The sequence below is a fragment of the Marinobacter sp. LV10MA510-1 genome (assembly GCF_002563885.1).
In the GTDB taxonomy this organism is placed as follows: Bacteria; Pseudomonadota; Gammaproteobacteria; order Pseudomonadales; family Oleiphilaceae; genus Marinobacter.
The window spans coordinates 3,468,164-3,484,310 of record NZ_PDJA01000001.1; the positions used below are offsets into that span (position 1 = coordinate 3,468,164).

Below are 16,147 nucleotides of genomic sequence, written 5' to 3' on the forward strand. Positions count from 1 at the left end.
ATGCACGTTGTGGTGATTGGTGGTGGTGTGGTTGGTGTAACCACAGCTTGGGAACTTTGTCGCCGCGGCCATCAAGTGACCGTTCTGGAGCGTCACAGCCTGGCAGGTAATGAAACCAGTAAGGCCAACGCTGCGCAGCGCTCTTACGGTGTTGTGTATCCCTGGGCCGACCCGTCTATGGTGCTTAAAGCACTGCCTTGGTTGGTAAAACAGGATGGGCCGTTAAAAATGGGTTTTCCGCCGTCGCTGGCAACCATTCGTTTCATGTTTTCGACGTTACGCTACGCCTGGTCGCCGGGGCTCTTCGGTTTTAACCGGCGCGCCATGTTGCGCCTGGCCAAGCACAGTCGAGAGCGTTTCCTGGTTCTGGAAAACGAGCTTGAGCTGGACTTTGACGGTGCCCATGAAGGCCTGTTGCATTTAGCCAGTACGCCGGAGGCGTTGGACGGCTATCGCAAGATTCAGCACTTACTGAGTAGTATGAACATTCCCGCACGTATTTTGAACGCCGCCGAGGTAGAACAGTTAGAGCCTGGCCTGAGCGGCAACGGGCCACTTTACGGCGCGCTCAGCTATGACACCGACGGCACCGGCGACTGCCATCTGTTCAGCCGTGAATTGGCGCGGGCTTGTGAAGAAAAAGGCGTGGTGTTTCGCTATGAGGTAGACGTAGAACAACTGCTGGCAGACGACCGGCGTGTCAACAGCATTATGTTGCATACCAAAGAAGGGCAGCGGGAAAACCTGAACGCCGATGCGGTTGTCGTCAGCGCCGGCTGCTGGTCTGATAAGCTGACCCGGCCCCTGGGCCAGCGACTGCCGATTTATCCGGTGAAAGGCTACAGCCTGACGGCAACCATTACCGATGCACAAAAAGCGCCAAAATCCACCATACACGATGACCAATACAAGGTAGTTATGACCCGCTTGGGCGACCGCTTGCGGGCAACGGGGTTTGTGGAATTGAACGATTTTGACCGGAGCATTCCGCAGGCACGCCTTGAAACCATTAAAAAGTCGGTTCGCAGTCGCTTTCCGGGTTGCACAGACATCGATAGCGCAGAAAGCTGGACCGGGTTTCGCCCGATGACGCCAGATGGCCCTGCGATCATTGGCCGTGGCAACCGGGAAAATCTGTATTTGAATACCGGCCACGGCGTATTCGGTTGGACGCTCGCCGCTGGAAGCGCGGATGTGATCGCCAGTGTGATCGATAACCAGGAGCCGGCGGTGTGCCTGGATGCTTTCCGCCCAGAGCGTTTCAGCGAGTAGGGCGCTTGGGCTTTATCGGCCGCTAGCGAATAAATAGAAACAAAAAAAGGCACCCGAAGGTGCCTTTTTTATACTTCACTTCATCAGACTGGAAGTCTTAGCGACGCACTTGAATGCGAGCTTCAACCCGACGGTTGGCTGCACGGCCAGCGTCTGTGCTGTTGTTAGCAATGGGCTCGGCTTCACCGTAGCCTTTGCTGGATACGCGATCCTGGCTGATGCCCAGTGCGCCGGTTAAGCGATCGGCAACAGATGTTGCGCGGCGCTCTGACAACTTCTGGTTGAATTCAGCTGTACCGGTACTGTCGGTGTGGCCAGCAATTTCAACGTAGGTGTTGCTCTTGGCCTCTAGCGTGTCAGCGATGGCACGGATCTGGCTGTCATAAGCATCACCAATCGTGGCGCTTTCCAGCGGGAATTGAACTTCAATTTCCGTGGTGCTAATGGTTTCAGTGATGCCTTCACAGCCGTCTTTGTCAACTTTTACGCCAGCGGCGGTGTTCGGGCACTTGTCTTTGCTGTCCACTACGCCGTCTTTATCGCTGTCCAGTTCACAACCGTTAGCGTCAACTTTGGCACCGCGGGGGGTATTAGGGCACTTGTCGCGGGTATCGGGCACGCCGTCGTTGTCAGCGTCAGCTGGCGGCTGGGGTGCTGGTGCAACTGGGGCTGCCTGGCCAACGGTGCGGGTGAAGGCAACGCTGATACCCAAAGACGCCATGGTGTCGAAGGTGCTTTCATCAATGCCGTGGAATTCACGCAGATCGCCACGCAGAGATACGCGATCGTTGATGTTGTAACGTACGCCGGCACCCAGGTTTACGCGAGTTTCGTCGCTGTTGATGCCTGGGGTAGACGGGCCAGTGCCGTCAAAGTTGGCGTGACCGGCACCCACTGATACGTATGGGTTCCAGGTGCGATCCGGGCCGGCAAAGTAGTAAGTGCCGTCTACACGTACCTCGTCAAAATCGGTAGAGCCGCTGGTGTATTTGCGTTCTGCGTTAGCGCGCGAGTATACGGCTTCTACTGCCCAGTTCGGCAGAAAGCGATATTCGATGCCCACACCATAGGTGTCAGACTCATCCAGGTCCCGCTTGTCACCAAAATACTGGTAACCGGCAAACGGGTTCAGGTAAATAGTTTCCTGGCGCTCAGCCAATGCAGGAACTGCAAAAGATGAGGCAAGGGCTGCAATAGCGACCGGACGCAAAAATTTCATAAACGCTCTCCATTTCGATTATTAAGTTTCAGGAAATCTACGAATTTGTGATCGCCATCAACTCTTATAGATAAATTAGGCTATTGGCACGCAAAACTCAAAACAAGCTTACGTAATGTTACCTTAGGAGTTGTACGTGTGTAGATGTAATTTTTTAGTTTAACTTATTGATTAAAAAATAATAAATTTCAGGATGGCACCTGAACTGGCGTTAATTTAATACGTTGAAATAGAGGTGGGCGCTTTGCTTGCTGAAATTGAGGGTGTCGCCGTTATCAAATCGAACTTCAAAGGCTCTTTCATCCTCACTGACAACGGTTCCAGCGCCAAATATGGCGTGTTGAAGCCGTTCCCGCTGCCATAGGGGCTGGTCATTGTTTTCCTGGCTAGTTTCGCCGCTCAGGGTTACGCCTTCGCGGCGACCGTAACGTTCGCTAATCGCCGTTAGTGGGGCGTTCATGGCTATAGCGTTGCTGCCTTCTAATTGATGCAAAGCGCCGCCTAGTTCATCGGATAGCTCAAAACAACACTCTGCCACAAAGCGGCTGGGGCCCTGTTCGCCGTCCAGGTGAGGGCGACTGCTTGCAGGACGCGTAATCAAGTGCAACTGTTGCCTGCTGCGAGTAATGGCCACGTACAATAAGCGCCGTTCGCTTTCCAGGTGGGCGCGCAGATTGTCTTCGGCGCGGGGGCTGTAAGGCAGGTACTTTTCCTGTAAACCGGGCACGATCACCGTCGGCCACTCCAGACCTTTGGTGCGGTGAATAGTTGACAGCAGAACGCCGGCTGGCTGGGTGTCTTGCCCATCGTTGCGATGGGCGCCGGCTTGTTGCTTCAGCGTGTGCAGGTGGGCCAGAGCTTTTTCGGCGTTAATATCCAGGCTTTTCAGGTACTGGCGAAAGCCTTGAATGGTGTTGATTCGCTCTTCCGCGCTGTCGTGGGTCAGGGCCAGGCTGCGAATGCCGTCGTACAGATCGGTGCTGTCGGCGTATACGCTGATTACCCCGGCTACTGGTCCGCGATAGCCACTGAGCTGGTTCAGTGCTTCCGCCAGTTTGCGCAGCTTGCGGGCGGCCATGGGGGCCAGAGCGTTAAAGTCCATCGCCAGTATGCGTTGTGCCCAGTCCTCGCCAAAGCCGGCCAAAAAGCGTGCAAGCTGGTCCAGCTCCGGCTCTTTCAGGCCAACGTGGGGGAACCGCAGCAGTTGCCGCGCAAGTTCCAGGCGGTCGCTGTCGGGCAATAGCCTGAGCTGTCCGGTCACTACCTGCAGCAACGCCATAATGGCCTGCACTTCGCGGCTGAACAGTGCACCTTTGCCGGCATCAATGCGGTAGGGCACTTGTCGCGCCAGCAGTTTCAGTTCAATGGCCACGCTCTGGCTCCATACTCGGAACAGGATGGCGGTATCAGTCAATTGTTCTGCTGTCTTGGCTTGCAGCAGCTGCAACACGGTATCGGCGTCATTGTCCTGGCGGTGCAGGGTAATGGTAGTGGCGGGTGTAGACGGATGCGCATGGCACAATTTAAAGTCTTTACGGCCACTGTTGTTGTGAATTAGATGGTTGGCCAGCAAGGCTACCCGGTGGCCATAACGAAAGCTGTAGCTTAGGGTTTGTTCCAGCGGGCTTTCAAACTCGTCACTGAAGCGGCGCAGAATAAACTCCGGTTTGGCGCCACGAAACTCGTAAATGGTCTGGTCCGGATCGCCTACCACGGTTACCCGGGCCCGATCACCCGCCACATAGCGCAGCAGTAAATGCTGAATTTCGTTGGTGTCCTGATACTCGTCCACCAGAATCAGGTCCATTTTATTGGCCACCAGCCCTTGCAGGGGCGGGTTCTGGTGAATGGCCATGACCGGCTCGTACAGCATGTCGGCAAAACTGATACGGCTCTGGCCTTTGCGCCATTGCTCGAAACCGTGGAACAGGTCAATCAGGTAGCGCTGGCGTTCAGTGAACTCCATGTCTTCAAACACGATTTCCGCAGGCGAAAGGCTGGTTTTCACCCGGTCAATAAAGCCGGTGGCGGTTTCTATAAATTCTTTTTTGTTCCGCCGCAGCTCGTCGGCCAGGTCTTCCGGCACCAGCCGGCGACTGAGCTGAAATACCTGATAGTTAATTTCCGCGTCGCTGAGAATGTTAGCGGAAAAATTGGGCAGATAGCCCTCCCGCACAAAACGCCGGTAAAGCCGCAGGCCCATGGCGTGATAGGTGCGTATTTCCGGCAGCGCCAAGCCACTATTGCCGCACACCGTTTGCAGTTTGCGTTCGAAATCCATCTTGGCGCTGCGGTTGAACATCAGCACCAGCATACGGGCAGGATCGTGCCCCTGGTGCAGCAGGTAGCGAATACGCCATGCCAGGGTCGTGGTTTTGCCACTGCCGGCGACCGCGGTAATCACCGCGTGTTCAAAGCCGGCGCTAATAATGCTCCGTTGCTCGTCGGTCAGAAACTCGGGCAGCACCAGTTGTGCAGCTGGATTCGCCAGGGCCGTTGCGGCAGTGTGGGGTTGATGCTGGTAATCGATAGCGGGTGGTTGCTGTGGCATGGCGCCATTGTAATCGGCAACTGGTCGCGGGCACAGGCCTGTTCCATAATGGCGTCGTCATTTTTCATATTCAGCAGTTCAAACGCACCTTAAAAACACCTATTAAGAGCACGGTTATGGCGTTTACACCGGATTCACCCAGCCCCGGCGCTCTGCAGCACTTGCGCGCTGAATTACGGCACGCCGGTGAACGCAGACTGGTGCTGATGGAGGGCGACCGCAGTGCGGCATTGCGCTGGTTGACGACCGAACTGCCATTTTTAACGGTAGATCAGGGCCTGTGGGTCAGCACCAGGGCCGACAGTCCCCTGCTGGCCTTGCAACTAGCGACACCGGCGCAAGCAAGAACGTGGCTGGGGCGTGAGCTAGACCTGCTGGTGTGGGACGGCTTCAGTGGCAACCCACCTGACGGGCTGGCGGCGCTGGCTGGCACATTAACGGCTGGCGGCCTGTGGTTCTGGCTGATGCCGCCGCTGGCGCAATGGGGCACATTTGCTGACCCGGACTACGCCCGCACCGGCCTTGATCAGGCCAGTGAACACCCCTTTGCTGAGCGCTTGGCGAAGATACTGTGTGATACGCCAGACGTCATTCGGCTGGATGTGAGTGGGGATGAGAGCACGAACGCCACCATAAACTCAGAACTGGGCCGTGTGCGGAACGAATTAAGCCGACGCCGACCCGCAACGGCGTTCTGCGTTAGCGGCGGGCCCGAGCAGGACCAGCTAGTGCAAGCGCTGGTGCGTTTTGGCTTGGGGCGCCGGCGCCGTCCGCTGGTGGTTACCGCTGATCGCGGCCGCGGCAAATCGGCAGCCTTGGGCTTGGCGGCAGCGGAGTTGCTGTTGCAGGGCCGCCAGCGAGTATTGCTGACTGCGCCTTCGGCCGAACAGGTGGCTACCGTTATGGCCCACGCCCGTGAGCGCCTGGGAGCCCAACTGCAAAGCCAATCGGCTACTGAACTGAACACCACCAGCGGCGCCAGCCTGACATTCGTATTGCCGCAACAGCTGCTGGCGGACAAACCTGCCGCCGAAGTCGTGATGGTCGACGAAGCCGCCGCCATAGCCGCGCCGCTGTTGCAGCGTATTTTGCTAGGCTGGCCACGGGTGGCCTTTGCCACCACTGTGCACGGCTATGAAGGAGCCGGGCGGGGATTTGCGGTGCGCTTTCGCGAACAGTTGGACCGGTACACGCCTCACTGGCAAGAGCGTACTCTTTCGCAGCCAGTGCGATGGGCGGCCAGTGACCCGCTGGAGCCGCTGGTTTTCCGCTTGTTCTTGTTGGCGGCGGAAAGCCAGAACAACACACAACAGCAGACGCCTGATCCCTTGCTGGTACTGGAGCCGGTTCTGGAGCTAGAGCGCTGGCAGCCGGCTCAGGCAACAGAAAATGATTTGGCGGAAGCTTTCGGGCTTTTGGTGAACGCTCATTACCGCACGACGCCGGCAGACCTGCGCCAGTGGCTGGACGACCCCGCCGCCGTCAGCTGGCGAGCTCGCATAAATGGACGCACGGTGGGATTGTTGTGGGCCCAGGGCGAAGGCGAATTTTCAGCGCCTTTGGCGCAGCAGGTCAGCCTTGGGCAGCGCCGGCTGCGCGGGCATTTGTTGGCACAGTCGCTGGCGTTACACGCGGGCCTGCCGCAAGCGGTTCAGCAGCATGGTTTACGGGTAACACGAATTGCGGTGGCGGCCCCGCAGCGGCGCAGCGGGATTGGCCAGCGCCTGGTGTCTGCCGCTAAGGCCTATGCCAAAGCGGAAGGCTTTGATTATATCGGCAGCAGTTTTGGTGGCACGCCTGCGCTCCTGACTTTTTGGCAGCGCCAGGGGTTGCAGCCGGTGCGTCTGGGTTTCAGCCAGGAGGCCAGCAGTGGTGAATATCCGTTACAGGCTGTGTGCGGGCTCAGTGCAGCGGGTAAGCGTTTGGTGCAGGATTTACAGCAGCGCCTGGGCCGGCACTGGCTGGTGCTGGCCGGTCGTCAGTGGGTCCAGTGTGAGCCGGAACTGATGGCCACCGTAATGCGCAGCCTGCCGGCCGGCCCGCAACCAGATGCCGAAGACCAGCGCGATTTACAGTATTTCGCTGCTGGCCATCGCGGCTTTGAGCTGACCCTGCCCGCGCTGCAGACTCTTAGCCGCTGCGTCGGCGCCGCAGACTGGCTGAGCGCATTACCTCCCGTTCAGTGCGCGCTGTGGTGCCGCGCTGTTGTGCAGGGCCGCAGTTGGGCTGAACTTCAGCGCGAGAATCTGTGCTTTGGCCAGCGCGATGCCGAACGACAACTTAGGTTTATGGTTTCAGGCTGGTGCTGTTAGTATCCGTGTCATGCAAACTGCGTCTTGATTTATCGCATTTGAACAGAATTTGGCGCGTGTTATAACGTCAAACTGGTATATTAATAGGATGTTTTATTCGCCGTTATTCGCGTATAAGAAATTACAGGCATTCGATTCGAAAAATGAGAGGGTTACCCTAATGAAATTGAAGCACTTTGCTGTTGCAGGTCTTTTTGCATTGAGTGCGGCGCTGCCGCTGATGGCCAACGCCGGAGATGCGGTCGCTGGTAAGACAAAAGCGGCCGTGTGTGCTGCTTGCCATGGCCAGAACGGTATCGCGTTGATCCCGATGTATCCGAATCTGGCGGGCCAGCACGAGATGTATTTGGTGTCGTCGTTGAAGGCGTACAAAAACAAGGAACGTAATGGTGGCCAGGCGGCCATTATGCAGGGCCAGGCAATGGGGCTGAGCGATACTGACATCGCCGACTTGGCGGCGTATTTCGCCAGTCTGCCTGCAGGCGGAAAATAAGCCACCCCGCAGTCAGTTGTTGCAAAATAGTGGGGCTGTTTTACGTCTGGCTAAAGTGTCCGTTTACTTAGCCAGACGAAATGTCAGACCTTGCTGATAATCCGGTAACTTGGCCTATAAGCCGAGGTGCCGGGCAGTTTCATACGATTTTGAGCCACAAACTGTTCCAGCATGGCTTCCAAAGGCTTAATCAGGCTGGGGTCGCCCGCAATTTCGAACGGGCCATGGGCCTGCACCTTCCGAATTCCTTCTTCTTTTACGTTACCCGCGACAATACCGCTGAAGGCTTTGCGCAGATTCGCCGCAATCAAGTGCACTGGCTGATCCCGATGCAGTTCCAAGGCGCGCATGTTGGCGTGGTCCGGCTCAAATGGCAGCTGAAACACAGGGTCTATTTTTAACGTCCAGTTAAAGTAATAGGCGTCTTGCATGGCGCGGCGGAAGGTCTCGACCTCTTGCATACCGTGTTTCATGGTGCGCGCCACCCGCACCGGATCGTCAATGATAATTTCATAACGCTTCGCGGCGTCGTTACCCAAGGCATTGCGGATAAACTTGTCGATCATTTCAAAATAATCAGCGTTCTCGCGCCTGCCGGTAAACACCACCGGGAAGGGAATGTCGGCGTTGTCTGGGTGCAACAAAATACCCAACAGGTAAAGAATTTCTTCCGCTGTGCCAACTCCACCGGGGAATACGATCACGCCGTGGCCAAGGCGTACAAAGGCTTCCAGGCGTTTTTCTATATCCGGCATGATCACCAGTTCGTTCACAATCGGATTGGGTGCCTCGGCGCCGATTATGCCTGGTTCGGTAATGCCAATGTAGCGACCGTCTTTTACTCGCTGTTTGGCGTGGCCTATGGTGGCGCCTTTCATCGGGCCCTTCATGGCGCCGGGGCCGCAGCCGGTGCAAATGCTCAGTTCACGCAGGCCCAACTGGTGGCCCACTTCTTTGCTGTATTGGTATTCTTCATGGCTGATGGAATGGCCACCCCAACACACCACCATGTCTGGCTGTCGCCCCGGTTGCAGCACCCGCGCGTTGCGCAGAATGTGGAACACCATATTGGTCAGATCTTCCGGCCGCGGATGCCGCTGGGCTTCAATGAACAGCGGGCTGGAATGGGTATATACAATGTCGCGTAACACCGAAAACAAATGTTCGCGATTGGCGCGCAGCATTTCATTGTCGACAAAGGCATGGTGGGGTGCGTTGATCAGTTCCAGTTTCAGGCCGCGGGGCTGGGGCACCAGGTGCACCTCAAAGTCGCTGTGGGCCGTCATCAAATCCTGGCAATCGTCGGTAACCACTCCGGTATTCAGTACGGCCAGTGCGCACTGGCGAAACAATCGGTAAAGGCCGCCTTCGCTGCGGTCTTTCAGGCGGTTTACTTCATGGTTAGACAGGATTTCGAGGCTGCCTTCGGGCGACACCAACGCGTTGATGGTGGGTTCATTCATCGGTCGTAAAACTCCTTGGTATGCGGCCGGCATCCTCCACCACACGGGTGCTCGTCCGATTGCCGGCGGCCGAGGCGCTACACTAAGTGTTTTTTTGCCGATGTGCTACCGAATAACGCTGGATTCCAGACTGGGCTGGAACCCACCGAACCTGTTTTCAACGTGCCTTACCGCAACAGGGCTCAGCCAGTCAGGCCCTTAAAAAATTGCTGCACGTTGAGACTCAGGGTGTCCAGGTCATAGCCGCCTTCCTGCACCGTCAGTGTTGGCAGGCCCATTTGGCGAATGTGGCTGCCCAAACGACAGAAGCCCTCGCTGGACACTGACACTTTGGCTTGCGGGTCGTTCTTGTAAATATCGAAGCCCAAGGCCAGTACAATAACATCCGGCTGGTAAAGCTTCAGCGCGGTCAGGGCTTCTTCCACCTTGCTGAAAAAATACTCTTCATCAGAGCCGTGGGGCATGGGTAGGTTGATGTTGTAACCGTAGCCTTCGCCTTCGCCGCGTTCTTCTTCGTAACCGGCCACCACCGGGTAGAAGTTGGTGGGGTCGCCGTGCACCGAAACGTAAAGCACGTCGCTGCGGTGGTAGAAAATCTCTTGAATACCCTGGCCGTGATGCATGTCGGTGTCGAGTATGGCTACGCGCTGATATCGGCTGCGCAGGCGCTCGGCAGCAATGGCCGCGTTATTCAGATAGCAGAAGCCACCGGCTGCTGCGTGGCGAGCGTGATGGCCCGGCGGGCGGCATACCGCATAGGTGGTGTGTTCCCCTGCCATCAAGGCGTCGGCCGCGCCCAGGGCGGTCTGTGCCGACCAGTAGGCGGCATCCCAGGTGTGCTTGCCAATGGGGCTGCTACCGTCGGCCTGATAACGTGCGGCCTCAGCCAGAACGCCTTTCAGCGCGTTGGGGCTGTGCACAAAAATATTGGACATGACCTCATCGCCCCAGTCATCGCCCATCGCCTTCCAGCGCCTGTGGGCAGATTCCAGAAAGCGCAGATAACTCAGATCGTGCACCTTGCCAATGGGCCCCGCGCCCTGGTCAGCCGGTTGCAGCACCGGAATACCGCTGGCCTTCAGGCCCGCCAACATTTCCCGGGTACGGTCTGCTACTTCTTGCGGTTGGCGCATTTGGCCGCGGGTGAAGTACGACTGTGGGCTGTGTTGATCTTGTGCGGGGTGAAAAAATGCTTTCATATTTCAGCGGCCTTCTTAGGAAGCGGTAGGGCGTAATCACCCGAGTATAAGCACTGACTGGCGTGGGTCAAAAAAATCTGATCCGTAAAAATCGCCGTCAGCTTTACAGGTTGCCGGAGAGCATCCACTATAGTGAATAAATGAATGAGTAAGAATTTGCGCTTCTGCGATCGAGCGTTCAGATCGCATCGCAGCAGCTTGATCGGTATTGCAACGGCCTGGCTACCACGTACAGCTTGGCTACCTATCACGTACAGCCTGATTATCTATCATGTAAGGGAGCCTGAATGATTGAATCACCGTTATTACAGAACATAACCGGATACGCCGGTGGCCAGTGGCAACAAGCCGCCGCTGATACCTTTGATGTGGATAACCCGGCCACCGGTGCCGTTATTGCGAAAGTGCCGTTTGTAACCGAGCAACAAGTGCAAGATGCCATAGCCGCGGCAAAAAAAGCCGAAAAACTGACCGAGCCTTACCCTTTGGAAACTCGCCGTAAGTGGCTGGAAGACATTCGTGATGCTTTAACCGCCAATCGCGCAGAGATGGGCCGTATTCTATGTCTTGAACACGGCAAGCCGTTAAACGAAGCCCAAGGCGAAGTGGACTACGCCGCTGGCTTCTTCGATTACTGCGCCAAAAATATTGAGGTGTTGAGTCCGCGTAACTTGGAGGAAAAGCCCAAAGGTTGCAGTTGGACCGTGCATTTTCGCCCGATCGGCGTGGTGGGCCTGATTACGCCCTGGAACTTCCCCATTGGCATGATTGCTAAAAAGCTGTCGGCGGCTCTGGCAGCCGGTTGCCCGTCGGTGATCAAACCCGCCAGTGCCACCCCGTTGACCATGGTTGCGCTGTTCACTCTGATGGATAAATACGTTGATCTGCCCGCCGGAATGGTGAACCTGGTGATGGGTAAAGCCAGCATGATTGGCAAAGCGCTGAGCGAAAGCCCGGACGTGCCTATGCTCAGCTTTACCGGTTCCACCGAAGTGGGGCGCCAGCTGATCAAAGACACCGCCGACTCGGTGAAAAAACTAGCTCTGGAGCTGGGTGGCAACGCGCCGTTTATCGTGTTTGACGACGCCGACCTGGACGCGGCGGTTGATAACCTGCTGGCCAACAAATTCCGCGGCAGCGGCCAGACCTGCGTGTGCGCTAACCGTATTTTTGCCCATGAAAACATTGTCGACAGTTTCAGTCAGAAACTGGCCGAACGGGTAAATAAAATGACCATAGGTGACGGCATCAACGGCGATGTAGACCTCGGCCCGCTGATCAACCGTGCCGGTTACAACAAGGTGAAACGCCATCTGGCAGACGCGCTAGAGCAGGGCGCCACTCTGGTAGCCGGTAAAAAGCCGTCAGAGTTGAACGATGACGATTTGTTTTTCCCGCCCACGGTGATTACTGGCGTAACTCGGCAGATGTGTTGCTCGCGGGAAGAAACCTTTGGCCCGTTGGTACCCATCGCCAGCTTTAGCGATGAAAACGAAGTGATCGCGGCCGGCAACGACACCGAGTTTGGCTTGGCCTCTTACGTGTTCACTGCGGATGTCAAACGCGCCCAGCGCGTAGCGGCCGGGCTGCGCTTTGGTCACGTGGGCTGGAACACTGGCACAGGCCCCACGCCGGAGGCGCCGTTTGGTGGTATGAAAATGTCGGGTACTGGCCGTGAAGGCGGCGAAGAAGGGCTGTTTGAATTCACCGAAGCGCAAACCGTACCCCGCGGGTTTTAATCGCGCCGGCTAGCCAAACAAGCGTTAGCGCTTGTCAGTGAAAGAGTGAACGAAAACGGTGGGCTGCGGCTCACCGTTTTTTGTGTAAAACCTATAGAGTTTTGCCTCCATGCACCCGCATTCGGCAAGGGCGATTCAAGGCTGGTATACTTTCCGACCTGTTTATTTAACCAGTAGCGACATTTTATGGACGTTTCCTACATTATCGACGGCCTGAACGACGCCCAGCGCGAAGCGGTGACGGCAGAAAACGATCACTTGCTGGTTCTGGCCGGCGCCGGCAGTGGCAAAACCCGGGTGCTGGTGCACCGCATGGCGTGGCAGATGCAGGTGAACCGGGTGCCGGCAACCGGCCTTCTGGCGGTGACTTTTACCAACAAGGCCGCCAAGGAAATGCGCCACCGCATTGAAGAGATGATGAACATACCCTCTCGCGGCCTGTGGATTGGCACCTTCCACGGTATTGCCCATCGCCTGCTACGCGCCCACTGGAAAGACGCAAATCTGCCGGAAAATTTTCAGGTGCTGGACAGCGACGACCAGTTGCGCATGGTGAAGCGGGTAATGCGCGAAGCCCAGATCGACGAAACCCAGTTCCCGCCCAAGCAGGCCCAGTGGTGGATCAGCAGCCAGAAAGACGAAGGTCTGCGTGCCGATCATATTCAGGAAAACCCCGGTGATCACTTCACCAGCACCATGGTGCGGGTTTACCGCCAATATGAAAAACTGTGCCAGCAAAGTGGTCTGGTGGATTTTGGCGAATTGCTGCTGCGCTCTCACGAACTCTGGCTGCAACGCCCGGAACTGCTGTCCCACTATCAGCAGCGTTTTCAGCACATTCTGGTGGACGAGTTTCAGGACACCAACGCCATTCAATACGCCTGGCTGCAAGTTCTGGCCAGCAACCGCGTGCCATTAACTGTGGTGGGCGACGACGACCAGTCCATTTACGGCTGGCGCGGCGCCAAAGTCGAAAACATCCAGCAGTACCAGCGCGATTTTCCCAACGCCCGCCTGGTAAAGCTAGAGCAGAACTACCGCTCTACCAAGCTGATCCTGAAAGCTGCCAACGCGGTGATAGACAACAACCAGGGCCGCCTGGGTAAAGAGCTGTGGAGCGACGGGGTTGACGGTGAACCTGTGAGCCTTTACGCCGCGTTCAACGAGCAAGACGAAGCCAACTACATTGCCGACACTATCACCAGCTGGGTACAAGACGGCAATCTGCGCAGCGAATCGGCCATCCTTTACCGCTCCAACGCCCAGTCCCGCGTACTGGAAGAATCGTTGATGCGCCAGGGCATTCCGTACCGGGTGTACGGTGGCCTGCGTTTCTACGACCGCCAGGAAATCCGCAACGCTCTGGCCTATCTGCGTTTGGTGCACTACCGCCGCGACGACGCTGCGTTCGAGCGAGTGGTAAACCTGCCACCGCGGGGCATAGGCGCAAAAAGTCTGGCCGATATACGGCGCTATGCAGGCGAGCAAAGCATCTCTATGTGGGAATCGGCTCAGCGCATGCTGGACGCAGGGCAAATGAAAGGCCGGGCAAAAACCGGATTGCAGAAATTTCTGTCGATCATAGAAGAACTGTCAGCTTTGGCCGAACACGGCACATTACACGGCCTGATGCAGCAGACCATCGACGACAGCGGTTTGAAGGAATACCACGCCAGCGAAAAAGGTGAAAAGGGCCAGGGGCGGGTAGAAAACCTGGAAGAGCTGGTGAATGCGTTGACGACTTACGAAGTGGAGGAGGGCATTGATCCACTGTCTGAATTCATCGCCCAGGCTGCGCTGGACGCTGGTGAAGCTCAGGCGGAAGACCACGAAGACAGCGTGCAGTTAATGACTCTGCACTCCGCAAAAGGGTTGGAATTCCCGCTGGTGTTCATGGCCGGTGTTGAAGAAGGTCTGTTTCCCCACAGCATGTCCCTAGAGGAGCCGGGGCGCATGGAGGAAGAGCGCCGCCTTGCGTATGTGGGTATCACCCGCGCGATGAAGAAGCTGATAATCACCTACGCCGAATCACGCCGTTTGTACGGCCAGGAAAAGTTCAACGCGCTGTCGCGGTTCGTGCGGGAAATCCCCGGCGACTGTATTCAAGAGGTGCGGTTGCGTAATACGGTGACCCGCCCGGCCATGGTGGCGCGGCCTAACGAAAGTATGTTCAGCCAGGAATCCGCCAAGCAGTCTGGTTTCAGCCTGGGGCAGCGGGTTATGCATCCGAAGTTCGGCGAAGGCACGGTGATGAACAGCGAAGGCAGCGGCCATCACACCCGGATTCAGGTTAATTTTGATGACGGTGCCAAGTGGCTGGTATTGGCGTATGCGCCGCTGGAGGCTTGCTGAGATTTTCAGTTTGGCCTAAAATTTTTTACATAAAATTTACCTAATAGGTAAAGAATGCTAGAGTAAGAGCATCTTGGAGATTCTGTTCGAAAACAAAAAAGTCAGAGAGCTATGCGAGCAGCAGCGTAAAGCCGAGAAGAAACTCGGCGCGCTCTGTGCTCGCAAACTGCGAGCACGACTTAGCGACCTTGATGCTGTAAGTCGGGTAACTGAGCTAGTCGCCGGCAACCCTCATCCTCTCCAAGGTGACCGGCAAGGACAGTTTGCTCTCAACCTGACAGGAGGCTTGCGTCTAGTGTTCAGTCCAGCCAATGAGCCTTGCCCCATGAAGGATGACGGGGGTATCGACTGGGCCCAAGTGACCATAGTGTGTATTGAATATATAGGGGACTATCATGACTGAGTTGAGTGCTGCCTTTGCGCCAGACTGGGTCTCCCCGCCTGGCGAATCCATACTTGATATATCCGAAGAGCGCGGCTGGACTCAAGCCGAACTTGCTCAACGTTTGGGGTACACAGAGAAACACGTTAGTCAGCTTATTAACGGCAAAGTATCGCTTAGCGTTGACGCTGCACTTCGTCTGGAGCGCGTAGTCGGTGGGACTGTTGATTTTTGGCTAACTCGCGAAGCTAATTATCAAAATCATAAAGCGCGACTGGAAGCTGCTGAACAGCACGCTAATTGGGTGCCTTGGCTTGATGACTTACCGGTTAAAGCATTAATGGATAACGGCGCCATTGCTAAGCAACGCTTGGTTGAGAAGAATAAACCAAATGTGGTTGAAGCGTGTCTGCGATTCTTTGGCGTTGCATCACCAAGTGAGTGGAGAGCGCACTACGGTGGTATGCAAATGGCATTTCGCAGAAGCAGGGCTGAGCAATGCGATGTTGGTGCGATCTCCTCATGGCTAAGGTTAGGAGAGCAACACGCGGAACAAGTTGAAGTGCCTAAGTACAACAAAGCTCGTTTTGAAAAAGCTTTGCGCGTTATTCGCACATTCACATGCGAGTCGCCGGAAGAGTTTGAACCAAAAATGAGGCAGTTGCTTTCAGGGGCAGGTATAACATTTTTTTTGGTGCCTGCTATCCCAAGAGCCCATGTAAGTGGTGTTGCTAGGTGGCTAGGCCCTACACGGCCTTTTATACAGCTTTCCTTGTACGGTAAAACGAACGATAAATTCTGGTTCACTTTTTTCCATGAAGCAGCGCACATTTTGCTGCACTCTGGGAGTAGAGAAGAGAAAAAATCTGTCTTCCTTGACGATCCTAACGCTACTCATACTGATGACCCACAGGAGCATGAAGCAAACAGTTGGGCTGGAGACTGGCTAATCCCTGCTCAATACACCGACAAGTTGAACGGCTTAAATAACAAAGCGAAAGTTCGCCATTTTGCGGATGAGATTGGAGTTCACCCAGGTATAGTAGTGGGACGTTTACAGCATGATGGAGTAATACCGCCGTCATGGATGAATGGCCTGAAAAAAAACTTCAAGTTCACAAAAGCGTCTACTGACTAAGCACTTAATAATGGACCGGCTCCAAAA

At 55.9% G+C, this 16,147-nt stretch carries 10 protein-coding genes; 6 read left to right on the forward strand and 4 right to left on the reverse strand.

What is annotated here, in order from left to right; all coding sequences use genetic code 11:
* Positions 1–1,272: a D-amino acid dehydrogenase gene (locus tag ATI45_RS16810; RefSeq protein ID WP_098420783.1), complete on the forward strand. Its 1,272-nt coding sequence runs from the start codon at positions 1–3 to the stop codon at positions 1,270–1,272.
* Positions 1,273–1,369: 97 nt separating this feature from the next.
* Here ATI45_RS16810 and ATI45_RS16815 read toward each other — a convergent pair whose 3' ends face one another.
* Positions 1,370–2,491: an OmpA family protein gene (locus tag ATI45_RS16815; RefSeq protein ID WP_098420784.1), complete on the reverse strand. Its 1,122-nt coding sequence runs from the start codon at positions 2,489–2,491 to the stop codon at positions 1,370–1,372.
* A 211-nt stretch (positions 2,492–2,702) separates the two neighbouring features.
* Positions 2,703–5,042, reverse strand: a complete 2,340-nt coding sequence (locus tag ATI45_RS16820; RefSeq protein WP_098420785.1) for an ATP-dependent helicase — start codon at positions 5,040–5,042, stop codon at positions 2,703–2,705.
* A 116-nt stretch (positions 5,043–5,158) separates the two neighbouring features.
* Here ATI45_RS16820 and ATI45_RS16825 point away from each other — a divergent pair, with 116 nt between their 5' ends.
* Together ATI45_RS16825 and ATI45_RS16830 are read left to right on the forward strand one after the other, a co-directional pair.
* Complete coding sequence (locus tag ATI45_RS16825; protein WP_098421800.1) at positions 5,159–7,354, forward strand: tRNA(Met) cytidine acetyltransferase TmcA; 2,196 nt, start codon at positions 5,159–5,161, stop codon at positions 7,352–7,354.
* 160 nt (positions 7,355–7,514) lie between these two features.
* Positions 7,515–7,847: a c-type cytochrome gene (locus tag ATI45_RS16830; RefSeq protein ID WP_098420786.1), complete on the forward strand. Its 333-nt coding sequence runs from the start codon at positions 7,515–7,517 to the stop codon at positions 7,845–7,847.
* 83 nt (positions 7,848–7,930) lie between these two features.
* Here ATI45_RS16830 and ppnN read toward each other — a convergent pair whose 3' ends face one another.
* Both ppnN and ATI45_RS16840 read right to left on the reverse strand, forming a co-directional pair.
* Entirely contained in the window at positions 7,931–9,310 is a 1,380-nt protein-coding gene (gene ppnN / locus ATI45_RS16835) for a nucleotide 5'-monophosphate nucleosidase PpnN (RefSeq protein WP_098420787.1), read from the reverse strand.
* A gap of 182 nt (positions 9,311–9,492) precedes the next feature.
* The gene (locus ATI45_RS16840) at positions 9,493–10,509 is read right to left on the reverse strand and encodes a histone deacetylase family protein (protein WP_098420788.1); all 1,017 of its coding nucleotides are present in this window, start codon (positions 10,507–10,509) and stop codon (positions 9,493–9,495) included.
* Positions 10,510–10,796: 287 nt separating this feature from the next.
* Between ATI45_RS16840 and ATI45_RS16850 the strand changes: the two genes are divergently transcribed.
* The 3 genes from ATI45_RS16850 (at position 10,797) to ATI45_RS16865 (ending at position 16,120) form a co-directional block, all read left to right on the forward strand.
* Entirely contained in the window at positions 10,797–12,248 is a 1,452-nt protein-coding gene (locus ATI45_RS16850) for an aldehyde dehydrogenase family protein (protein WP_098420790.1), read from the forward strand.
* Between the two features lie 186 nt (positions 12,249–12,434).
* Positions 12,435–14,600, forward strand: coding sequence for a DNA helicase II (uvrD, locus tag ATI45_RS16855; RefSeq protein WP_098420791.1), 2,166 nt, complete (start codon positions 12,435–12,437; stop codon positions 14,598–14,600).
* Positions 14,601–14,995: 395 nt separating this feature from the next.
* Positions 14,996–16,120, forward strand: coding sequence for a helix-turn-helix domain-containing protein (locus ATI45_RS16865; protein ID WP_098420793.1), 1,125 nt, complete (start codon positions 14,996–14,998; stop codon positions 16,118–16,120).
* Positions 16,121–16,147 lie beyond the last annotated feature (27 nt).

Coding starts and splice junctions, on each gene's coding strand:
- ATI45_RS16810 (WP_098420783.1), top strand. CDS start 1: ATGCACGTTGTGGTGATTGGTGGTGGTGTGGTTGGTGTAACCACAGCT.
- ATI45_RS16815 (WP_098420784.1), bottom strand. CDS start 2,491: ATGAAATTTTTGCGTCCGGTCGCTATTGCAGCCCTTGCCTCATCTTTT.
- ATI45_RS16820 (WP_098420785.1), bottom strand. CDS start 5,042: ATGCCACAGCAACCACCCGCTATCGATTACCAGCATCAACCCCACACT.
- ATI45_RS16825 (WP_098421800.1), top strand. CDS start 5,159: ATGGCGTTTACACCGGATTCACCCAGCCCCGGCGCTCTGCAGCACTTG.
- ATI45_RS16830 (WP_098420786.1), top strand. CDS start 7,515: ATGAAATTGAAGCACTTTGCTGTTGCAGGTCTTTTTGCATTGAGTGCG.
- ppnN (WP_098420787.1), bottom strand. CDS start 9,310: ATGAATGAACCCACCATCAACGCGTTGGTGTCGCCCGAAGGCAGCCTC.
- ATI45_RS16840 (WP_098420788.1), bottom strand. CDS start 10,509: ATGAAAGCATTTTTTCACCCCGCACAAGATCAACACAGCCCACAGTCG.
- ATI45_RS16850 (WP_098420790.1), top strand. CDS start 10,797: ATGATTGAATCACCGTTATTACAGAACATAACCGGATACGCCGGTGGC.
- uvrD (WP_098420791.1), top strand. CDS start 12,435: ATGGACGTTTCCTACATTATCGACGGCCTGAACGACGCCCAGCGCGAA.
- ATI45_RS16865 (WP_098420793.1), top strand. CDS start 14,996: ATGACTGAGTTGAGTGCTGCCTTTGCGCCAGACTGGGTCTCCCCGCCT.